Source organism: Gammaproteobacteria bacterium, from assembly GCA_013151035.1.
Classification (GTDB): Bacteria; Pseudomonadota; Gammaproteobacteria; order JAADJB01; family JAADJB01; genus JAADJB01.
Map to the genome: position 1 here is coordinate 30,754 of JAADJB010000001.1, position 21,171 is coordinate 51,924.

Genomic DNA, 21,171 nt, shown 5'->3' on the forward strand with positions numbered 1-21,171 from the left:
CCACATTATCATAGATAGATTCCCGCCTACACGGGAATAAAAAAACTTAATACTGGAGAACCTGATGAGCAAGCAAGATTACAAAGTCGCTGATATTAGTCTAGCCGACTGGGGCCATAAAGAAATTCGTATCGCTGAGACCGAAATGCCGGGACTGATGGCCATCCGTGACAAATACCGCAGTGAGCAACCCTTAAAGGGCACCCGTATTGCCGGTAGTCTGCACATGACGATTCAAACCGCGGTATTAATCGAGACCCTGATTGATCTCGGTGCCGAGGTACGCTGGTCCTCTTGCAATATCTTTTCCACCCAGGATCACGCCGCCGCTGCCATTGCTGCACAGGACATCCCAGTCTTTGCCTACAAGGGCGAGAGCCTGGATGAATTCTGGAACTATACGCACAAGATCATGGAATGGGCCGAAGGTGGTCCAAACATGATCCTTGATGATGGTGGTGATGCTACCTTACTGCTAATCCTGGGCTCAAAGGCGGAAAAAGATATCAGCATCCTGGACAAGCCTGAGAGCGAAGAAGAGATCGCCCTGTTTGGTACCATCCGTGAACGTCTGAAACAGGATCCGACCTGGTATTCCACACGACGTGACAATATCCGTGGTGTCACCGAAGAGACGACCACCGGCGTACATCGCCTCTATCAGATGCAAAAGGATGGTGAACTGCCCTTCCCTGCTATCAACGTCAATGACTCGGTGACCAAATCCAAGTTTGATAATCTCTATGGTTGCCGTGAATCACTGGTCGATGGCATCAAACGCGCCACCGACGTGATGATTGCTGGCAAGATCTGCGTGGTATTGGGCTATGGTGATGTTGGCAAGGGCTGCGCACAATCACTGCGTGGACTGGGTGCCACCGTATGGGTCACCGAGATTGATCCTATCTGCGCCTTACAGGCCGCAATGGAGGGTTTCCGCGTAGTACATATGGATGACGCGGCATCAATGGGCAATATCTTTGTCACCACTACTGGCAACTTCCACGTCATCAATCATGACCACATGGCAGCCATGAAGAATCAGGCTATTGTCTGTAATATTGGTCACTTCGACAATGAGATTGATGTTGCCAGTCTGAATGATTATAAATGGGAAAACATCAAACCTCAGGTTGATCATATTATCTTCCCGGATGGTAAACGCATTATCATGTTAGCCGAAGGTCGCCTGGTCAATCTGGGCTGTGCCACCGGCCACCCTAGCTTTGTTATGTCCAATTCCTTCACCAATCAGGTATTGGCACAGATGGAACTATGGAGCAAACCAGACGAATATGGTAATGATGTCTATATCCTGCCTAAGGAACTGGATGAAGAGGTCGCACGCCTGCATCTGGATCAATTGGGTGTTAACATGACAAAACTATCCGAACAACAATCTGAGTACCTGAATATACCGATTGATGGGCCTTATAAACCGAATCACTATCGTTATTAATTATTGGTGCGTGGTACGCACCCTACCAAATAATGCACAACGGGTAGGGTGCGCACTCCACTCATTCATCCTCGCGTAGGCGGGAATCCACAGAACGGAATAGCAACCATGACCTCGCAACAAAAGCCTGAACTTAGCTTGGAACTTTTTCCACCAAAGACTGAAGCTGGCATCGAGAAACTGCACACCAACTGTGAGCAGATGATGGTGCTGAAACCAAAGTTCTTTTCTGTCACCTATGGTGCTGGTGGCTCGACCCAGGAGCGCACCTTTGATACTGTACAGAGTGTGCAACAGACCTTTAACATAGAAACCGCACCGCATTTATCCTGTATTGGCTCCACCAAGGAAAGCATCCTCAAGATACTCTTGCACTATAAAGAGCAAGGCATCAAACACATTGTTGCCTTACGCGGCGACATGCCTTCGGGTATGCGTGAGGCGGGTGAATTCCGTTATGCTAATGAACTGGTTGAATTTATTCGCACAGAAACTGGCGACCATTTTCATATCGAGGTTGCCGCCTATCCGGAATTTCATCCACAAGCAAACAGTGCTCAGGAAGACCTGCTTAATTTCAAACGCAAGGCCGAGGCGGGTGCTGACAGCGCAATAACACAGTATTTTTATAATCCAGCTGCCTATCTTCATTTTGTCGATCAATGTGAAAAACTGGGTCTAAAGCTACCCATCATCCCAGGCATCATGCCCATTACCAACTACACCTCTCTAATTCGCTTCTCTGATATGTGTGGTGCCGAGATACCACGCTGGATCCGTAAGCGTCTGGAGTCTTATGGTGAAGACATGGAGTCCTTACGCGCCTTTGGCGAAGAGGTCGTCAGCGAACTCTGCAATCAACTGTTGAGCGCGGGCGCACCCGGTCTACATTTCTACACCATGAACCAGGCTGCCCCAACATTAGCTATCTGCAAAAACCTGAACCTGCCAACCTAAAAACAAAAGGGGTCAAGTCTATGCGTATTCCCCGAATATACCATCTCGATAATCTACACAGTGATCAGACCATTACCCTGGAGGCTCAGACATCTCTGCATATCAGCAAGGTATTACGCATGGAGACAGGGCAGCCTTTACGCGTATTCAATGGCCGGGGTGGTGAATATGACGCTTGTTTAAGCCGTTCACACAAACAGGCATCCGAGATTAAAATCGGACAGTTTCACCCCGATCAATATACGCCTAAATTAAACCTGACCCTGATACAGGGGATATCCAGAAGTGACCGCATGGATCTAACGCTACAGAAATCTGTTGAGTTAGGAGCTAACCGAATCATCCCGGTGTGGACACAATATAGTCAGCGACACCTGGATCGCCTACGCATGCAAAAACGTCAGCAACATTGGCAATCCATTATTATTAATGCCTGTGAGCAATGTGGTCAGAATCGACTCCCCCTGTTGGCTCCGGCACAGAAATATCCCGCATGGATAGACCAGCACGATGCTGATGAAACGTTATTAATATTAGATCCTGAAGGCAGTCATAAACTGACTGATATACAACAACCAAAAGGTAATATCAATATACTTATTGGCCCTGAAGGGGGGCTATCCGGTGAGGAGCATCAACAAGCCTTGCAACAAGGGGCTATCCCGATACGTCTGGGTTCATTGGTGCTGCGTACGGAAACGGCGGCACTGGCTACGTTAAGTGCACTGCAGGCTTTGTGGGGGGATTTTTCTTAACGAGGACAGTGGTACGTTCTAACGGGGGACAGAGGAGAGGGGCTCGTTTAAGGCCTGGGGTACGCTCTAACGGGGGACAGAGCCAAAAACCGGCGCTGTCCCCGGCTTGTGCCGGCCTTAGATTAGTGGTTTTTTTAGGTAATTAACCAGCTGATCAGCTAAGGCCTCGGGGCTTCCGCTGAAGCTCACCACGCCGCTACTTCGTGCTTCATCAGGCAAGCGACTCATGGCACAACTTACTGAGTCCTGTGCCCACACCACACCACCCGAATGATGAATCTGCTGGCAACCTTCACTAATATCATGTTCCAGGCCACTAAAAATAATGACACCGGCATCTTTACCGTAGCAGCGTGCCACCTCAACCATTGCCTGATTAAGATCCAGCGATTGATCACTCGCGGGTACAGAAAAATCCATCACTCCGGTATGATCAATAGTAAACAAACGTCTGGACGGCAACATCATCAATGAGTTGGCCATCAAACTCTGACCACCCGATGCCATTCTGATATTAAGAAAAGAAAAGCGTGTCATCTGTTCAACCATCAATGACTGCAACACCTCACCCACCTGTTGCACCAGGATAAACGCCACCGGTAGATACTCCGGTAACTGCTGCAAGAAACGCTTGATTGCCTGTGGCCCACCTAATGAGGCGAGCATGACAAAGACTTTGCTCGGTGCTGAGGTATTCATCATAGCATCCTCAGGAACCAGTTTTACCGGAGAATTGCTCATCATTATCTGATCGTCTTCAGTCGGTGTCATGGATGAATGATGCCGTAACAATAGATGTAATTTATCGAGCAGACCTTCACACCAGGACTCTCCGCCCCTGATCTCACCTTCATTGAACAACACCGGAATCATTGAAAACTGGATCAACTCATCAAATTGGGATTCCTCCAAGCCGGGTAAATCAACCAATAGCACCTCTGCCAAGGCGTGAACCTCAGCCCCTGGTTGCTGCTCCAGCACCTGTAAGCCATGCGCTTGCAACAAGCCTTGCAGCTGATCCTTCCGATCTTTATCTTGCGCAATTAAAGCAATCTTCACAATAACATCCCATTTGTTAGTCTCTACTATCAATGATTATTCTTTTTATTGGTGCGTGGTACGCATCCTACCCAAGAATTGTATTTTACATGGATTACCTCCTTCATGGAAATGAGAACAGGATAAAAAACGCACCGCCTACTTTTTTTCGGTACAATAGAGCCCTCTTCAACATAATTTGGAGTCCTGCCTGCGTATGAGCACCAACCCTTTGCCAACCGTTCCTCACCTGACCACTGCCCTCAATGGCCCACTGGAAGAACTGGAACAACTGTTACTCACCCACCAGAGTTGTATCGAGACCTGGTTGCGTAGCGAATGGCTAAAGACACCCGCACCCTTTTATACCTCGGTTGATCTACGCAATTCCGGCTTTAAACTATCCCCGGTTGATACCAACCTGTTCCCGGCAGGCTTCAATAATCTAAACCCAGCCTTCCTGCCGCTCTGTATACAGGTGATGCAAACCATGCTGGAAAAGGCCTGCGAAGATGCCCGTAATATCCTGCTGATACCGGAAAACCATACTCGCAATCTGTTTTACCTGGAGAGCCTGGTAACACTCCGGGATATCATCAGCAAGGCAGGCTACCATGTGCGTATTGGCAGTCTGATCCCTGACCTGCAAGAGGCGACAACCCTTGACCTGCCCTCCGGCAAACAGGTCTGTCTGGAGCCCATCCAACGAATAAATGGGCGTATCTATGTTGACGACTTTGATCCCTGCCTGATCCTGCTCAACAATGATTTAATCGAGGGCCTACCCGATATCCTGCAAGGCCTCCAGCAAATGATCCTGCCACCACCGGCACTGGGCTGGTCCGACCGGCTAAAGTCTGATCATTTTACTCACTACCAACAGGTAGCTGAAGAATTCTCCAGGCTAATTGACATTGACCCCTGGCTCATCAATCCTCTGTTCAGGAATTGTGGTGAGCTTAATATCATGCAAACAGGAGACAGTGATTGCCTGGCTAAAAACGTTGCCCCGTTACTGGAAAATATTCAGAAAAAATATGATGAATACGGTATCACCAAAAAACCCTTCGTCATCATCAAGGCGGATGCCGGCACCTATGGCATGGGCATCATCACCGCCCACAGCGTCGATGAAGTACGTCAACTCAATCGCAAGCAACGCACCAAACTGGCATCCACCAAGGGCGGGCATAGCGTCAGCAAGGTGCTCATTCAAGAAGGTGTCTACACCTTCGAGACCTGGGGTAAAGAGGAATCAGTTGCTGAACCCGTGGTATACATGATCGATCATTTTGTTGTCGGCGGCTTCTACCGGGTGCATACCAGTCGTGGAATCAATGAAAACCTCAATGCCCCCGGCATGCACTTTCAACCACTGGCCTTTGTTGAATCCTGTAATAACCCGGATCAAACTCAGGAACCTGATGCCGAGCCCAATCGCTTTTATGCCTACGGCGTTATCTCTCGCCTCGCCATGCTGGCAGCGGCCAGAGAGATTGCCGAACACACCACCTCAGAATAGATAATACGATGAAACAACTCGGTATCGTCATGGACCCCATCCAGTCCATCAAACCCTATAAAGACAGCAGTCTTGCCATGTTACTGGCAGCACAAGCACGAGGGTTTGAGTTACTCTATATGGAGCAAGGTGATCTATTTATGCGTGATGGCGTCGCTTATGCCCACATGCAACCACTCACCGTGCGCGACAACAACGATGACTGGTTCAAGCTGGGGGAGACTAAAAAAGCCCCCCTGCACAAACTCCAGGTTATCCTCATGCGCAAGGATCCACCAGTAGATATGGAATTTATCTACACCACTTACCTGCTGGAATATGCTGCGGCACGTGGCACCCTGGTGGTTAATCAACCCAGTAGCCTGCGTGATGTCAATGAGAAACTGTATACCGCCTGGTTCCCGCAGTGTACGCCACCGACATTGGTGACACGCAATGCCGGGTTGATTCGCGAGTTCCTGCATGAACATCAAAAAATCGTATTAAAACCATTGGATGCCATGGGGGGCGAGCTAGTATTTTGCCTGCATCAGGACGACCTCAATGCCAGCGTCATTATTGAGACACTAACCCAACATGGTCAACGACAGGCTATGATTCAACGTTTCATCCCGGAGATAAGCGCCGGGGATAAACGTATACTGATGATTGATGGTGAACCCATCCCCTATGCGTTGGCAAGGATACCCGCCAAGGGTGAGGCACGTGCTAACCTGGCAGCCGGTGGGCGTGGTGAGGGGATTGAATTGAGTGAGAGAGACCGCTGGATCTGCCAACAAGTGGGGCCGGTGTTACGCGAAAAGGGTTTGTTGTTTGTTGGTCTCGATGTTATCGGCGATTACCTTACCGAGATTAATGTCACTAGCCCCACCTGCATCCGTGAATTGGACAAACTCTATGACCTGGATATTGCTGGTCAGCTTATTGATTGTATCCAAAAGATCACACCCCAACCGAATGCTCCGCTAACAGCATAAAACCGAGACATGCATAACTCCTCTTTAGCAAAGACACGCCGTGAATACATCCATGTAGGCTCGATGGCCGCATCCCTGCGGCCATCGGTCTCTGCTAAAGAGGAGTCATCCCTGTCTCTCCGAGCTAAAGTTGCATGGATACTTATACTATTCATAATCCTGACAGCCTGCCAAACCAATAATAACACCCTCACCCGTAGCCAGTTCCTGGCCTTTGGCACCATCATCGACATCAGCATTTATGGTGTTACCAAACCCCGCGCACAACAGGCCATTGACGAACTCGAACAGCGTTTTAAACAATGGCATCAGGCATGGCACCCATGGCAGGGCAATGGTGATCTATATCAACTCAATCAGGCACTAGGCCGCGGTGAGAACGTCACCATCCCACCCTCTCTGCAACCCCTGTTCCAACAAGCAACAGAACTATCTAAACGCAGCCAGGGGCTATTTGATCCCGCCATCGGAACGATCATTCGAGCCTGGGGGTTCAGCCAGGATGCCGCTCCGGTTAAACCGCCGTCCGATAAAAAAATCAAGCAACTCCTTAGTCAACACATCAGTCTGGCAGAATTAAATCAGGAACCCGATCAGCTCAACAGCCAGGGTCACCCCGTACAACTTGATTTTGGTGCCTATGCCAAGGGTTATGCTATTGATCTGGCGATAGCCTATCTACAACAACAAGGTATCGACAATGCCATCATCAATGCCGGTGGTGATCTGCGTGCGATTGGCCGACATGGTGAACGCCCCTGGCGTATTGGTATTCGCCACCCACGGCAACCTGGTATTCTGGCAGCGATTGATATCGAACAGGATATGAGTGTCTTTACTTCGGGTGATTATGAGCGCAACTTCAGCTATGAAGGTAAGAACTACCATCACATCATTGACCCACGCACAGGCTATCCCGCCCGGCAAACACGTTCGGTCACGGTAATACATTCGAATGCCGCAACCGCCGATGCCGCTGCCACCGCCCTGTTTATTGCCGGACCACAACATTGGCAGGAGATAGCAAAGGCAATGAGGGTGCAGGATGTAATGTTGATTGATGCCCAGGGACAAATTCAACTCAGTCCCACAATGCAAAAACATGTGCAGTTCACAGAATCCGGCAGCCACACCATCATCGTCAGTCAAGCGCCATGAGGTCAGCACATGAAAACTGCTGACTATCTCATTCTTATTTTTGCCTTAGCTCTCATCTACACCCTGTTTTACCGCTTCTGGGGCAGCGGAGAAAACGGGCAATATGTTATCATCCAGACAGCCGATGAAAAACGTCAATATAGCCTGCAACATGATCAGGATATTTATGTAACCGGCCCCCTGGGGGGAAGCCACCTACAGATCAAGTCCGGGCGGGTACGCTTTGTCGAATCACCCTGCCCCAACAAGGTCTGTATCCGCCATGGCTGGCTGGAAAGACAGGGAGCTGTTAGTGCCTGCGTACCGAATCAGGTCATGATTAATATTACCGGGGATAATCAGGAATATGATGCCATCATCTTTTAATAACCGGGGTCAGACCACGATTAATCTTAGATTAATCGTGGTCTGACCCCGGTTTAATTATGATACAAACGACCAAAGATGATTACCGTATTGCCGGGCTTGCTGCGCTGGCAATCAGCATTCATATTGCCGAGGCGGCCTTTCCCAGCCCGATACCCGGCATCAAACCCGGCCTTGCCAATATCATCACGATTGCCGCATTGCTTCGTTTCGGCTGGTCAACGGCTCTCTGGATTAGTCTGCTACGTGTATTTGTTGGCAGTATTGTACTCGGCACCTTCTTGAGCCCAACCTTTATACTGAGTCTTAGTGGAGCCATTAGCAGCATCCTGATCCTCGGTCTGGCACAATACCTGCCCGGCAAAGGGGCGGGGCCTGTGGGTTACTCCATACTGGCAGCATTGGCGCATATGGCTGGTCAGTTCACCAGTGCCTGGTTATTATTCATCCCCCACCCGGCATTATTCAACCTGCTACCCGTATTAATGAGTGCCGCCCTGATCTTTGGTATCATCAACGGTATTATTGTCTCTGGCATGCTAGGAAAGCGACAAAAAACATGACGGCCCATTACTACACTGATAATCAAAACGACTCCTTATTGCTCGGCCTGTTGCTGGCGGCAATCCTGCATGTATTATTGATTGTCGGCATTACCTTTACCCCGGATCAACGGGAACAGAGACAGGATCATCCGGTTATTGATATTCACCTGGCCGCCAAACAGGAGAGCCCCGAGATCAAGGATGCCAAATACCTGGCTCAAAGCAATCAGGAAGGTCGCAGTGAAAGTCAGCAGGAGATCCCACCACAAAAGCGGCGCATGGTTAAAAGCAGCGGCATACCGCAGGAACAAAAGAGCAACCAGCTTCCTCGCGTGCTAACCAGCCAACAATCCGAAAAAAAGATTGAGACCACCCTGCCCGACCCGCTAAAACCGCCCGAGAAAAAGGCCATCACCGGCGCAGAATTGATTAACCGAAGTATGGAGTTAATCCAGCTTGATGAACAACTCCAGCAAGACCTGCATGCCTATGCAGAGATGCCAAAACAGACTTATATTTCTACCCGCACCAAGGAATATGCTTATGCCAACTATATGAGTGAGTGGGTCAATAAGGTCGAGCGCGTCGGCAATCTAAACTACCCCGATCAAGTCAGGCGCAAGGCACTCACCGGAAACCTGCTACTCGATGTCGCCATCAAACCTAATGGCAAAATACTAAGCGTCAAGGTGCTGCGTTCCTCTGGCAGTCGCGTCATGGATGATGCTGCCATACACATCGTCCACCTATCGGCTCCCTTTGCCCCTTTCTCCAAAAACATACGAAAAAAAACCGACATCTTGCATATCACACGCACCTGGGAATTTGTTAATGGCGATGTATTACGATGACCACTCAGACTCAAACCGCACTGGGATTCGACTATGGTCGTAAGCGTATCGGGATTGCCATTGGACAGACCCTGACCCAAACTGCCCGTGCCCTGAACATTCTCCCGGCACGCGATGGAAAACCCCAATGGCATGAAGTCGAAAAGCTGATACGCGAGTGGCGACCTGATCTATTAATTGTTGGCCTGCCCCTACATATGGATGGCAGTGAACACCAAATCACCATCGAAGCACGGCGGTTTTCCCGACAATTAGAAGGGCGTTATCGACTACCCGTGATATTACAGGATGAACGTCTGAGCTCATGGGCAGTTGAACAAGCGCTAAAGACATCCCCTAAAACAGAAACAAGTGGTAAGATAGATCATCTGTCTGCACAGCTTATTGTGCAGGATTGGTTACAAACACAAACAACAAAAGAAGATGATGAATAATCAGGATATCGAACAACTGCTGGATAACATGGTCAACGAGCTACAGCAGCAGCTACAACAACGCCAGATTAAAGATCCGATAATGATCGGCATTCACCGTGGCGGAGTCTGGATTGCACAACGCCTGCATGAAAAAATGGGGCTTGATAGCGCTCTGGGCAGCCTGGATATCTCCTTCTACCGGGATGATTTTACCCGTATCGGCATGAACCCTCAGGTACAACCCTCTGAACTCCCTATGAGCATTGATGACCAACACATCATCCTGATTGATGATGTGTTGCATACCGGGCGCACCATCCGCGCGGCGATGAATGAACTATTTGACTATGGTCGTCCTGCCTCCATACTGCTCGCCGTACTGGTCGAACGTAACGCCCATGAACTGCCCATACAGGCCGATGTGATCGGCAAACGGTTACAGTTAAACAACGATGAACACATTAAACTGACAGGCCCTGCGCCACTGGAACTGGTACTACAAAAGATATCATGAGTCAGACCAACCTACAGATAGATCAACAGGGTAAACTCAAACACTTCCTCTCTATTGAAGGTCTCAATCGACAATTATTAATCGATATTCTGGACACCGCAGAATCCTTCTCCGGGGTTGCTGAACAAAGCGTCAAGAAGGTTCCTCTATTACGTGGTCGCACCATTGTAAATCTGTTTTTTGAGGCCAGCACCCGCACTCGCACCACCTTTGAAGTCGCCGCCAAACGTCTGTCTGCCGATGTCCTCAATCTGAACATCAGCGCATCCAGCACGATCAAGGGTGAATCCCTGCTTGATACCCTGCGCAACCTGGAGGCAATGAACTGTGATATGTTTGTCGTGCGCCACGGTGATAGTGGTGCCGCCCACTTTATTGCGCGCCATGTCGCGCCTCATGTCAGCGTAATCAATGCCGGGGATGGTCGACATGCACACCCAACCCAGGCCATGCTCGATATGTTTACCATTCGCCGCCACAAGGGTGATGACTTTGGTCGACTACGGGTTGCCATTGTTGGCGACTTGCTACACTCACGAGTGGCACGTTCCCAGATCCATGCCCTCAATCTACTGAATACTGGCGAGGTGCGCGTTGTCGCACCGAAGACTCTGTTACCCAAATATGCTGAAGACCTGGGGGTCAAGATTTACCATGATATGGATGAAGGCATCAACGATGCCGATGTCATCATTATGTTGCGACTACAAAGAGAGCGCATGAAAGGTGCGCGACTGCCCAGTGAGCATGAATATTTCCAACTCTACGGTCTCACCGAAAAACGCATGCAATACGCACAGAAGGATGTATTAGTGATGCACCCCGGCCCCATTAATCGCGGTGTCGAGATTGAATCCAGGGTGGCTGATGGCCCTCATTCAGTCATCCTGCAACAGGTTACCCACGGCATCGCGGTACGCATGGCGGTGATGTCGATGGCGATGCAGACGCAGGGTAGCAGCCATGAATAATACTATTCATATTCAGCAAGGACGACTGATCGACCCCGCCAATGCCATTGATCAAATCCAGGACCTATTTATTGCCGATAGCAAGGTCGTTGCGCTGGGTGATGCACCCGAGGACTGGCATGCCGACCGGACCATTGATGCCACTGGCATGATCGTGTGTCCGGGGCTGATCGACTTGTGCGCCAACCTGCGTGAACCCGGTCTGGAACATAAAGCAACCATACAAAGCGAGACCCGCGCCGCTGCCGCTGCCGGGATTACCACGCTCTGTTGCCCGCCCGACACCAATCCGGTGATTGACACCCCGGCGGTACTAGAACTCATCAAACAACGGGCCGAAGATGCCGCGGCAGCCAGGGTTATCGGTATCGGTGCCTTAACCCGTAAATTGCAAGGTAAGGAACTCAGTGAAATGGGTGCTCTGCAAAAGGCCGGTTGCCCTGCCCTCAGTAATCAACGTGGGAGCGCGGATAATTTACAGGTGACACGCTTAGCCATGGAGTATGCCAGTAGTTTTGGTATTACCTTGTTCCTGCATGCAGAAGATCCCTGTCTGGCCGATCATGGCTGCGCCCATGAAGGTCGTATTGCCACCCGCCTGGGTCTACCGGCTATCCCGGCAGCGGCCGAAACCGCTGCGGTTGCTCAGTACCTTGCGCTAATTGAAGAGACGGGTGTGCGTGCTCATTTCTGTCGCATCAGCACCCGACGCGGCGCACAAATGATTGCACGCGCCCATTATGAAGGCGTGCGTGTCAGTGCCGATGTCGCGATGCATCAACTATTCCTCAGTGAGATGGATATTGCTGATTTTAACCCTCACTGCCATGTACGCCCACCGCTACGCACACAACGTGACCGGGACAGCCTGCGTGCCGCCGTTGCCGACGGCGTCATCATGGCGATCTGTTCCGACCATCAACCGCATGAAGACGATGCCAAACTGGCTCCCTTTCCAGCAACCGAGCCAGGCATATCAGCGATTGATAGTCTGTTAGGGCTAGGGATGCGACTGGTGGAGGAAAATATCCTCAGCATCAACACCCTGATCGAGCGACTAACCAGTGGCCCGGCAAGTATCCTCGGACTGGATTCAGGTAAGCTGCAAGTGGGGCAACGAGCGGATATCTGCATCTTTGATCCACAACAAGATTGGATACTGAACCAGCAAAGCATGCGTAGCCAAGGCAAAAATACACCCTTTATGGGCTGGGAGTTCAGAGGGCAGGTCTATTACACACTGGTTGATGGCATAATCGTACACCAAAAACCAAGGGGTCAGAGCTCTTGAAAAACAGATGTTCCATTTCAAGAGCTCTGACCCCTTGAAAAACAATAAACAACATCGTGATAGCATCTTTGTTGAGGATGCCGAGATTCTTTCCCACCAGGGCTTTGCCGGTGACCAATATGTCATCCGACTACAGGCACCGGAGTGTGCGCGTCATGCCCATGCGGGCTCCTTTGTTCATATTCGTTGTGCTGAACGCCTGCCAATGAGGCGACCCTTATCTCTATTACGCTGTGATCCGCAGGCGGGTTGGATCGAGATTCTGTACAAGGCTCTGGGTGAAGGGACGCGTGAACTAACACAACGTAAACCCGGTGAACAACTCAGCGTCATGGGCCCCATTGGAAAGCCTTTTAAGCCCAGTGAAGGACGTGATCTACCCGTACTGATCGGGGGTGGCGTGGGTATGCCGCCGATGATTTTCCTGGCATTGGAAATGAAACAGCACGACACTCATCAACCGCTAGTGGTAATGGGTTCCGAGGTTCCCTTTCCGTTCAAGATAATACCCTCCAGCATCATGGTGCCCGGTCTACCCGACGGAGTGATTGCTGCCATGCCTATGCTAGATGACAAGGACATTGCCAGCCGTCTGTGTAGTCTGCAAGATTATGCTGGTTGTCACCAGGGCTATGTCACCGATCTGGTACGTCTGTGGCTAGAACAACTGGATAACAGCGAACATCAACGCGTAGAATTCTTTGCCTGCGGCCCCCATGCCATGCTGGAAGCCGTTGCACGACTGGCTCGGGAATATGACCTGCCTTGTCAGGTATCACTGGAAGAACACATGGCCTGTGCTGTGGGTGGCTGCGCGGGTTGTACCGTCCCGATCACCACTAAAGAGGGTGTTGCTATGAAGCGGGTCTGTGTTGATGGCCCGGTATTCGATGCCTATGAGGTTTTTTCGGAGTAAAAATTTCAAGGGGTCAGAGCTCTTGAAAAATTCTATGTGAATCACTTTAAGGCATTTCAAGAGCTCTGACCCCTTGAAATACTAACTAAACATATCCTTGTTTACGGCCTTACCCATTGCCGCTTGCTTGCTCACGATACCGGCGGCGACCAACTCCTTCAGGTTTTGATCCAGGGTCTGCATACCCACACCGGCTCCGGTCTGAATTGCTGAATACATCTGTGCAATCTTGTCCTCACGAATCAGGTTACGTATTGCCGGAGTACCCACCATAATCTCATGGGCAGCGACACGACCACCGCCATTACGCTTCAACAAGGTCTGCGATATGACTGAACGCAGGGATTCAGACAACATCGAGCGCACCATACTTTTTTCGGCAGCAGGAAACACATCGACGATACGGTCAATGGTCTTGGAGGCTGAACTGGTATGCAAGGTGCCAAACACCAGATGCCCGGTCTCGGCAGCAGTCAGTGCCAGACGAATCGTCTCCAGATCACGCATCTCACCCACCAGAATAATATCCGGATCTTCACGCAGGGCAGAGCGCAGCGCAGCATTAAAACTCAGGGTGTCCCGATGTACCTCACGCTGATTAATCAAAGACTTTTTACTCTTGTGTACAAATTCAATCGGATCTTCTACCGTCAGGATATGTGCGGCATGATTCTCGTTTAAATAATCCACCATTGCTGCCAGGGTAGTGGATTTACCCGAACCGGTAGGCCCTGTTACCAATACCAGACCCCGCGGCTGCTCGGAAATCTTCTTGAAGATTGACGGCGCCTTCAAATCCTCCAGTGATAAAATATCAGAGGGAATGGTTCGAAATACCGCACCTGCACCACGATTATGATTAAAAGCATTGACACGAAAACGCGCCAGACCAGGAATTTCAAAAGAGAAATCAGTCTCCAGAAACTCCTCATAATCCTTGCGTTGCTTATCATTCATAATGTCATAGATCAGACCATGGACTGTCTTGTGATCCATCTCCGGGATATTGATCTTACGAATATCACCATCGACGCGAATCATTGGCGGCAAACCCGCTGACAAATGCAGATCGGAAGAGTTATTTTGTACACCAAAGGCCAGTAATTCTGAAATATCCATACATGATCACCCTGTTAAAAAATATTGGTCATTGCTGAAGATAACATAAACATATCACACCATCACCAGAAGGTCTCTCATTAATCTGCTACCCGTACAACACGCATAATATTAATCACATCCTGTTGCCAACGAACGAATATTGGCTGCAATGATGGTTCACTATACATCTGCATAAGCTGCTTCGGATTGAGTGTCACCAGTAAAGTCTCTTCACCCTCGGCAAAGATCACAATCTTTAATGGTAAATAAGGAATCAGTGACGGGTATTTTTTCCTCAGAAATTCAATCTCGCTACCCTTACCAAAGAATACCAGACGGTAACGATCGGTCTTGAAACCACTCTTGCTCAAACCAACATCGACCCGCTGTACCCTGGACACCTGATAACCCTGCACCTTGATGGCATCTTGTAGATTCACCATAGTGGTCGGAAAATCCTGTTGTGAACGAATCATAATCAATTCATCAGTCACCACAGCCTGCGACACCACTGGAAGCAGCAACAAACTAATAAAAAGTAGCTGTAATGAAGTCACGTTTCTCATCACAGTGTTGCCTCTTCCATAATTGAGCGATAAAGTTCTGTCATCTCATCACAGGCGGTATCGAGCTGTTCGTTGTTGAATAGCACACTCAGACGTTTGGGATTCACACTCATCACCTGAACCTGCCCTGCCTGCTCAACAACAGTGATTCGACAAGGCAGGAACACACCTACCCGTGGATCCAACGCTAATGCTTCATAAAGAAAATTAAAATTACAGAAATATACCACCTGTTGTTGCTGTGACTCATCTTCTTTATCCACAAACCCGGCATTAACAGCCTGGGTGCGAATCAATCTAAAATTGATCCCCTCTGCAGCCCGTTTTATATTGTTTAGTGTGGTATCAAAATCATAGGGGGAATCGTAGATCAACATTGCGGGTTCAGCCACATCGCTAATATTAGAGAATAATGGCTGTTGTAAACCACGAAGATAAGACACGATGTCCTTCACATCCATATCAGTAAGTCCGAGGATGCTGGCTGGCTGCATGGGGGTGTTCTTTCGTCCCTGTAGAATAATACGCTTTAGCATCAAATCCGATACCGATGCCAAAAAACCGGGATTACTTAAAGACGGGGCTATCACAGGCAAGTCACGAGCACGCGAAAAACGTAGCCCCGTACCTTTGCCACCATGTGCCTGTTGACCATGACAGGCAACACAATACTCTGTGAAAATACGCTTGCCGCGCACAGAATCCGCTTGAATCGGGGTATCATCCCACTGCGCTGGCAGCGCTTTACCCCACGCACGAATAAAACCAACAATGGCATCTACCTCTGCCTCGGACAATGAAGCAAAGGCGGGCATAATACGTCCTGGTCGACCATGACGAATGCTGCGCCTTAGATATTCATCGGGTGACTGCTGCAAAAACTGCTGATTGGATAGAGGGATACCTACCCCGCCAGCACCATTATTGCCATGACATACCGCGCAGTTTTCCTCATACAACAAACGACCGTCTGCCGCATGCAGTATCACCGGGAACAGTAACAACACGATCAGTCTGAAATATATCTTCAGGTTTAACATGACTTTGTAATGTAGCCCAGATACGGATGTTTTACCATAGATAAAATTATGCGATAATGCACGCACCTTCATTGGTGCAATTGGTGCGTAATACGCACCCTACCATCTTACATGATACGCACCCTACCATCTTATGGAATTAACACATTGATCTCAACAGCAAATATCACCATGCAATTCGGGGCAAAACCCCTGTTTGAAAATATCTCGGTCAAATTTGGCAACGGCAACCGTTACGGCCTGATTGGTGCCAACGGTTGCGGCAAATCCACCTTTATGAAGATTCTGGGTGACGATCTGGTGCCCAGCTCAGGCACCGTCACCACTGATCCGAATGAACGTATCGGTAAGCTCAAGCAGGATCAGTTTGCCTATGAAGAGTTCACTGTCCTCGACACCGTTATCATGGGGCACGAAGAACTATGGCAGATCAAGGCGGAACGTGATCGTATCTACGGCCTGCCCGAGATGAGCGAAGAGGACGGCATGAAGGTGGCTGAACTGGAGGTCGAATTCGCTGAACTGGATGGCTATACCGCTGAATCCCGTGCTGGTGAATTATTACTAGGTCTGGATATCCCGCTGCAACAACACACCGGCCCCATGAGTGCGGTTGCGCCCGGCATGAAACTACGCGTATTACTGGCGCAGGCACTGTTTTCTGACCCGGATATTATGCTGCTGGATGAGCCAACCAATAACCTCGACATCAACACCATCCGTTGGCTGGAGACCATTCTCAACGAACGCAACTGCACCATGATTATTATCTCGCATGATCGTCACTTTCTGAATAGTGTCTGCACCCACATGGCTGATCTTGACTACGGTGAACTACGCCTGTTCCCAGGCAATTATGATGAGTATATGATTGCAGCCACCCAGGTACGCGAACGTATGCAGGCTAACAACGCCAAGAAAAAGGCACAGATTGCTGAACTACAATCCTTTGTCAGTCGTTTCTCTGCCAATGCATCAAAGGCAAAACAGGCGACCTCGCGCGCCAAACGAATTGAAAAGATCAAATTGGATGATATCAAACCATCCAGTCGCCAAAACCCCTATATTCGTTTTGAACAGGATAAAAAACTCTACCGTCTGGCGGTCGAGGTCACGGATATTGCTAATGGCTACGATGATAAACCCCTGTTTAGAGGCCTTAACATGCCGATCGAAGTCGGTGAACGTGTCGCTATTATTGGCCCTAATGGCATCGGCAAGACCACTCTGCTGCGCACCCTGGTCAATGATCTGCCCACCATAGAAGGCGAGATCAAGTGGTCAGAAAATGCCACTATCGGTTATTTCGCCCAGGATCATGCCGCTGACTTTGAAAATGACATGAACCTGTATGACTGGATGGATCTGTGGAGCCAGGACAATGATGATGAACAAGTCATCCGTGGCACCCTGGGGCGACTGTTGTTTTCGCAGGATGACATCAATAAATCAACCACTATCATCTCCGGTGGTGAGCAGGGTCGCATGTTATTTGGCAAACTAATGCTACAACGACCCAATATCCTGGTTATGGATGAACCCACCAATCACCTGGATATGGAATCTATCGAATCCCTTAACCTCGCCCTGGATAACTACCCCGGCACCCTGATCTTCGTCAGTCATGACCGCGAGTTTGTTTCCTCCCTTGCCACTCGTATCATTGAAATGAGTGCCGATGGCCTGGTCAACTACAGTGGCAGTTATGAGGATTATTTAAAGAGCCAGGAACAGGAGTAAGATGGAAAACGATGCAAGACCTGACCCCATTATACTGACTCGTAACTGGTTGGTGTCGGTGGTGGTGGGTCTCGATCTATGCCCTTTTGCGCGCAAACCGTTACAGGAAGATCGTGTTCAGTTCCAGCTTAGTCATGCACAAGACATGGAAGAAAGCCTGCTGGCGCTGATTGAGGCCTGTAAGCAACTGGATCAGGATGATACCATCGAGACCATCCTACTCATCTACCCGGATCACTGGCAAGACTTTTATCACTATCTGGATCTAGTGGAGATGGCCGACAGCATCCTGGTTGATCAGGGTTATGAAGGCACCTATCAAGTCGCTAGTTTTCATCCCGATTACTGCTTTAATGACGCTGATTTCGATGACGCGTCTAATTATACCAACCGTTCCCCCTACCCCATGCTACATCTGATCCGCGAACAAAGTCTGGAACAAGCGATTGCACACCACCCTGATCCAGAGTCTATCCCGGATAGAAATATTGAACTGACACGCAGTATGGGGTGTGAGAAGATGCAGGCATTGTTAGCGGCATGCAAAAATACACAATAATAATGCGTAGTATCCGTAGGGTGCGCATTGCGCACCAACACATGCAAGAATAATGGTGCGTGGTACGCACCCTACCAGGCGACTCCATGAATAAGCTTATTATCAGTGAAATCAACATCTACCCGGTTAAATCAATGGGGCAGATTAGCCTGCAACAAAGCCAGGTAGAAGGCTATGGTCTGCACCTTGACCGGCGCTGGATGCTGGTTGACTCTGATGGTTTGATGCTGACCCAACGCAAGCTACCTCGCATGGGGCTTATCCAACCCTCATTTCAACAAGAACAACTCATACTGTCAGCCGATGGACAGGATGACATGATTATTCCGCATATCGATAGCAAACAACGAAGCGAAGTACAGGTGTGGAATGATCACTGTCAGGCACTGGACTGCGGTGATCCGGCTGCTCTATGGCTAGGACAATTCCTTGATATCCAATGCAGGCTAGTCTACTTTCCGCAGAATGAACAACGCCAGGTTGATCTCGACTATGCTCAACCGGGTGACCACACAGCCTTTAGTGATGGCTTCCCTTTTCTTTTAATCTCGCAGGCATCACTGGATGGTCTCAATAACCGTCTTGAGACACCCATTGAGATGAAGCGTTTCCGACCCAATATTGTTGTCAGGGGCTGCCAACCTCATGCCGAGGATGACTGGCAGGGAATTGTGATTAACGGGATCGAGTTTCGTATTGTAAAGCCCTGTAGTCGTTGCATCATCCCTAATATTGAACCCGCTACAGCTATCATCCAGAAGGAACCGGCGAATACCCTTGCTGGCTACCGTAAAAAGAACCACAGGATCTTTTTTGGACAAAATATGATTGCACAGCAGCGTGGAAAGATCACTATCAATGATAACGTAGAAATTTTAAACTGACCAATATGAATAAACTAACCAACACATTACTCACCGTCTGCGTTCTGCATAGCGGCATGGTTATGGCAGACAATGAACTTTATACTGATATCAGTGATGTCACACTCAAATTTTCAGGTGAGGTATCGGATAACTGCCTGCCACATCCTGGGCAACTGATGCAACTGGCAGAACAAAAACTGGCTAAAAAACGGATCAAGACCGACACGGAAAGTCTGAACGTCATCCATTTTCAACTCAGTGGTCGCAGTGTTGCCAGCTTTGATGGGAAAAAACTCTGTGCCGGAATACTTGAGATCAAGTTTGAACGTTATATTGTCGCCGTCTACCCGATCAAATTCCAGGAGAGCCTGAGTATTGATTCCTGGAAAACCAATATCATCGTCAATTATAACGACTTTGGGCAACAGCTATTACAAGCCGAAGACAGCATCATTGATGCATTGATCCAGAAGATACAACAAGGACGAGAGGATTAAGACAATGGTGCGTAGTACGCACCCTACCCAATAACACCCAATACCCCCCCGGTAGGGTGCGCATTGCGCACCAACAAATATCACAGACATAAAAAAACCCCGCCAAAGTAGCGGGGTTTTTTAATCAGGTGTTAAGCCTGTTCCTGTAGACTACCAGGAGATAGCTGCACCTGCACCCACTACCAGTGAACCACCACCAGAGCCGAATGAACGACCAACGCTAGCCTTAACTGCAGTGTTATTACGCAGTCTCATGCTACCACCAACGGCCAATGCTCTTCTGCTATTGAAGCTACCTACACCAACACCGAAGTTGAAGTGTGTACCATCAACCATGGCAGGGATGTTACCCATCGCAGCCATGGTAGCAATACCACCGGACATATCTCTTTCAAGATCTTTTAACTGCCCGTAGTTAATCGCATCGTACTTGCTGGTACCATTCGCTATACCAGTAACCTTGGAAGGACCACCCGTTACTGTATCAGCAAAGGTTGCTCCATTATTATCCAAAGTAAAGGTTGTTGAGGTTGTACCACCAGACAATGTGGTTGAGTTTGCACCGATAGTCAAACCATGGCCCGCACCGACACCATTCGTCAGACTAATCGTTGTATCGTTAATGGTAAGACCACCACCGTTACCCGTTGTATTCTGAATGCTGATACCCGCGTTATTCAAGCTTAGAATGCTACCGTTATCTGAACTTGTTGCAGTAAAGTTACCATCGGTCATTACTGATCCAGCACTAACCATCACTTCAGCCGTTCCACCGCCTGCATTAATCGTTGTTGCTGTAGAGTTGATCAGAGTGCTTGCACCAGTTACCACGAGGGTATCTGTTACCTCATTACCAAGGGTAATTGCATCTGAATTGATCGCTGTCGTTGCACCATCAATAACCAGAGTATCGGCTGAATTAGTATTACCAATCATGGTTGTTGCTGATGTAATATTGGTTACTGCACCACTCAACGTCGTCAGCGCACTGGAAATCTCAGTGTTGGCTCCACTCAGGTTGGTGTCCGCACTGGTGATATCCGTTACCGCACCGCTCAGAGTCGTC

General features: G+C 49.2%; 23 protein-coding genes. 18 read left to right on the top strand and 5 right to left on the bottom strand.

The genetic code is table 11. The annotated features are described in order from the left end of the window. Positions 1-64 precede the first annotated feature (64 nt). From GXP22_00150 to GXP22_00160, 3 genes are all read left to right on the top strand, one after another. Positions 65-1,459: an adenosylhomocysteinase gene (locus GXP22_00150; GenBank protein NOX07903.1), complete on the top strand. Its 1,395-nt coding sequence runs from the start codon at positions 65-67 to the stop codon at positions 1,457-1,459. A gap of 108 nt (positions 1,460-1,567) precedes the next feature. Further along, the gene (metF, locus tag GXP22_00155) at positions 1,568-2,416 is read left to right on the top strand and encodes a methylenetetrahydrofolate reductase [NAD(P)H] (protein ID NOX07904.1); all 849 of its coding nucleotides are present in this window, start codon (positions 1,568-1,570) and stop codon (positions 2,414-2,416) included. Between the two features lie 20 nt (positions 2,417-2,436). Then, on the top strand, positions 2,437-3,171 hold the full coding sequence (locus GXP22_00160; GenBank protein NOX07905.1) for a 16S rRNA (uracil(1498)-N(3))-methyltransferase: 735 nt from the start codon (positions 2,437-2,439) through the stop codon (positions 3,169-3,171). 117 nt (positions 3,172-3,288) lie between these two features. Here GXP22_00160 and GXP22_00165 read toward each other — a convergent pair whose 3' ends face one another. Continuing rightward, positions 3,289-4,230, bottom strand: a complete 942-nt coding sequence (locus tag GXP22_00165) for a chemotaxis protein CheB (protein ID NOX07906.1) — start codon at positions 4,228-4,230, stop codon at positions 3,289-3,291. A gap of 196 nt (positions 4,231-4,426) precedes the next feature. On the opposite strand from GXP22_00165, the gene gshA reads away from it, so the two are divergent. From gshA to GXP22_00220, 11 genes are read left to right on the top strand one after another with little or no spacing between them, the layout of a single operon-like run. After that, positions 4,427-5,731 (top strand): glutamate--cysteine ligase, encoded by a 1,305-nt coding sequence (gene gshA / locus GXP22_00170; protein NOX07907.1) that lies wholly within the window; start codon positions 4,427-4,429, stop codon positions 5,729-5,731. 29 nt (positions 5,732-5,760) lie between these two features. After that, positions 5,761-6,708, top strand: a complete 948-nt coding sequence (gene gshB / locus GXP22_00175) for a glutathione synthase (protein NOX07908.1) — start codon at positions 5,761-5,763, stop codon at positions 6,706-6,708. 9 nt (positions 6,709-6,717) lie between these two features. Continuing rightward, positions 6,718-7,866 (top strand): FAD:protein FMN transferase, encoded by a 1,149-nt coding sequence (locus GXP22_00180; protein NOX07909.1) that lies wholly within the window; start codon positions 6,718-6,720, stop codon positions 7,864-7,866. A 9-nt stretch (positions 7,867-7,875) separates the two neighbouring features. After that, positions 7,876-8,232, top strand: a complete 357-nt coding sequence (locus tag GXP22_00185; protein ID NOX07910.1) for a NusG domain II-containing protein — start codon at positions 7,876-7,878, stop codon at positions 8,230-8,232. 56 nt (positions 8,233-8,288) lie between these two features. Next, positions 8,289-8,795 carry a Gx transporter family protein gene (locus tag GXP22_00190; protein NOX07911.1) on the top strand — a complete coding sequence of 169 codons (507 nt, stop codon included), beginning with the start codon at positions 8,289-8,291 and terminating at the stop codon, positions 8,793-8,795. Beyond that, entirely contained in the window at positions 8,792-9,628 is an 837-nt protein-coding gene (locus GXP22_00195; GenBank protein ID NOX07912.1) for an energy transducer TonB, read from the top strand. Before GXP22_00190 ends, GXP22_00195 begins: the two co-directional genes overlap by 4 nt. Next, positions 9,625-10,062: a Holliday junction resolvase RuvX gene (gene ruvX / locus GXP22_00200; protein NOX07913.1), complete on the top strand. Its 438-nt coding sequence runs from the start codon at positions 9,625-9,627 to the stop codon at positions 10,060-10,062. Before GXP22_00195 ends, ruvX begins: the two co-directional genes overlap by 4 nt. After that, a complete protein-coding gene (gene pyrR, locus GXP22_00205; GenBank protein ID NOX07914.1) occupies positions 10,052-10,558 on the top strand; it encodes a bifunctional pyr operon transcriptional regulator/uracil phosphoribosyltransferase PyrR in 507 nt (168 codons plus the stop codon). The genes ruvX and pyrR overlap by 11 nt, the downstream gene beginning before the upstream one ends. Further along, on the top strand, positions 10,555-11,529 hold the full coding sequence (locus GXP22_00210) for an aspartate carbamoyltransferase catalytic subunit (GenBank protein NOX07915.1): 975 nt from the start codon (positions 10,555-10,557) through the stop codon (positions 11,527-11,529). Before pyrR ends, GXP22_00210 begins: the two co-directional genes overlap by 4 nt. Further along, positions 11,522-12,820 carry a dihydroorotase gene (locus GXP22_00215; protein ID NOX07916.1) on the top strand — a complete coding sequence of 433 codons (1,299 nt, stop codon included), beginning with the start codon at positions 11,522-11,524 and terminating at the stop codon, positions 12,818-12,820. The genes GXP22_00210 and GXP22_00215 overlap by 8 nt, the downstream gene beginning before the upstream one ends. A gap of 7 nt (positions 12,821-12,827) precedes the next feature. Then, complete coding sequence (locus tag GXP22_00220; GenBank protein ID NOX07917.1) at positions 12,828-13,736, top strand: dihydroorotate dehydrogenase electron transfer subunit; 909 nt, start codon at positions 12,828-12,830, stop codon at positions 13,734-13,736. An 81-nt stretch (positions 13,737-13,817) separates the two neighbouring features. On the opposite strand, the gene GXP22_00225 is transcribed toward GXP22_00220, so the two are convergent. The 3 genes from GXP22_00225 to GXP22_00235 form a co-directional block, all read right to left on the bottom strand. Then, a complete protein-coding gene (locus GXP22_00225; protein ID NOX07918.1) occupies positions 13,818-14,855 on the bottom strand; it encodes a type IV pilus twitching motility protein PilT in 1,038 nt (345 codons plus the stop codon). An 80-nt stretch (positions 14,856-14,935) separates the two neighbouring features. Further along, positions 14,936-15,403 (bottom strand): DUF302 domain-containing protein, encoded by a 468-nt coding sequence (locus GXP22_00230; protein ID NOX07919.1) that lies wholly within the window; start codon positions 15,401-15,403, stop codon positions 14,936-14,938. Further along, positions 15,403-16,443, bottom strand: coding sequence for a c-type cytochrome (locus tag GXP22_00235; GenBank protein ID NOX07920.1), 1,041 nt, complete (start codon positions 16,441-16,443; stop codon positions 15,403-15,405). The genes GXP22_00230 and GXP22_00235 overlap by 1 nt, the downstream gene beginning before the upstream one ends. A 147-nt stretch (positions 16,444-16,590) precedes the next feature. Here GXP22_00235 and GXP22_00240 point away from each other — a divergent pair, with 147 nt between their 5' ends. The 4 genes from GXP22_00240 to GXP22_00255 all read left to right on the top strand — a co-directional run bounded on the left by GXP22_00240 (position 16,591) and on the right by GXP22_00255 (position 20,105). Then, positions 16,591-18,183 (top strand): ABC-F family ATPase, encoded by a 1,593-nt coding sequence (locus GXP22_00240; protein NOX07921.1) that lies wholly within the window; start codon positions 16,591-16,593, stop codon positions 18,181-18,183. A 1-nt stretch (position 18,184) separates the two neighbouring features. Beyond that, a complete protein-coding gene (locus tag GXP22_00245) occupies positions 18,185-18,742 on the top strand; it encodes a DUF1415 domain-containing protein (protein ID NOX07922.1) in 558 nt (185 codons plus the stop codon). Between the two features lie 86 nt (positions 18,743-18,828). Continuing rightward, on the top strand, positions 18,829-19,626 hold the full coding sequence (locus GXP22_00250; protein NOX07923.1) for an MOSC domain-containing protein: 798 nt from the start codon (positions 18,829-18,831) through the stop codon (positions 19,624-19,626). A 62-nt stretch (positions 19,627-19,688) separates the two neighbouring features. Further along, on the top strand, positions 19,689-20,105 hold the full coding sequence (locus tag GXP22_00255) for a hypothetical protein (protein NOX07924.1): 417 nt from the start codon (positions 19,689-19,691) through the stop codon (positions 20,103-20,105). A gap of 150 nt (positions 20,106-20,255) precedes the next feature. On the opposite strand, the gene GXP22_00260 is transcribed toward GXP22_00255, so the two are convergent. Beyond that, the coding region (locus tag GXP22_00260; GenBank protein ID NOX07925.1) for a hypothetical protein at positions 20,256-21,171 on the bottom strand (916 nt) is incomplete at its 5' end.

Coding starts and splice junctions, on each gene's coding strand:
- GXP22_00150 (NOX07903.1), top strand. CDS start 65: ATGAGCAAGCAAGATTACAAAGTCGCTGATATTAGTCTAGCCGACTGG.
- metF (NOX07904.1), top strand. CDS start 1,568: ATGACCTCGCAACAAAAGCCTGAACTTAGCTTGGAACTTTTTCCACCA.
- GXP22_00160 (NOX07905.1), top strand. CDS start 2,437: ATGCGTATTCCCCGAATATACCATCTCGATAATCTACACAGTGATCAG.
- gshA (NOX07907.1), top strand. CDS start 4,427: ATGAGCACCAACCCTTTGCCAACCGTTCCTCACCTGACCACTGCCCTC.
- gshB (NOX07908.1), top strand. CDS start 5,761: ATGGACCCCATCCAGTCCATCAAACCCTATAAAGACAGCAGTCTTGCC.
- GXP22_00180 (NOX07909.1), top strand. CDS start 6,718: ATGCATAACTCCTCTTTAGCAAAGACACGCCGTGAATACATCCATGTA.
- GXP22_00185 (NOX07910.1), top strand. CDS start 7,876: ATGAAAACTGCTGACTATCTCATTCTTATTTTTGCCTTAGCTCTCATC.
- GXP22_00195 (NOX07912.1), top strand. CDS start 8,792: ATGACGGCCCATTACTACACTGATAATCAAAACGACTCCTTATTGCTC.
- ruvX (NOX07913.1), top strand. CDS start 9,625: ATGACCACTCAGACTCAAACCGCACTGGGATTCGACTATGGTCGTAAG.
- pyrR (NOX07914.1), top strand. CDS start 10,052: ATGATGAATAATCAGGATATCGAACAACTGCTGGATAACATGGTCAAC.
- GXP22_00210 (NOX07915.1), top strand. CDS start 10,555: ATGAGTCAGACCAACCTACAGATAGATCAACAGGGTAAACTCAAACAC.
- GXP22_00215 (NOX07916.1), top strand. CDS start 11,522: ATGAATAATACTATTCATATTCAGCAAGGACGACTGATCGACCCCGCC.
- GXP22_00220 (NOX07917.1), top strand. CDS start 12,828: ATGTTCCATTTCAAGAGCTCTGACCCCTTGAAAAACAATAAACAACAT.
- GXP22_00225 (NOX07918.1), bottom strand. CDS start 14,855: ATGGATATTTCAGAATTACTGGCCTTTGGTGTACAAAATAACTCTTCC.
- GXP22_00230 (NOX07919.1), bottom strand. CDS start 15,403: ATGAGAAACGTGACTTCATTACAGCTACTTTTTATTAGTTTGTTGCTG.
- GXP22_00235 (NOX07920.1), bottom strand. CDS start 16,443: ATGTTAAACCTGAAGATATATTTCAGACTGATCGTGTTGTTACTGTTC.
- GXP22_00245 (NOX07922.1), top strand. CDS start 18,185: ATGGAAAACGATGCAAGACCTGACCCCATTATACTGACTCGTAACTGG.
- GXP22_00250 (NOX07923.1), top strand. CDS start 18,829: ATGAATAAGCTTATTATCAGTGAAATCAACATCTACCCGGTTAAATCA.
- GXP22_00255 (NOX07924.1), top strand. CDS start 19,689: ATGGCAGACAATGAACTTTATACTGATATCAGTGATGTCACACTCAAA.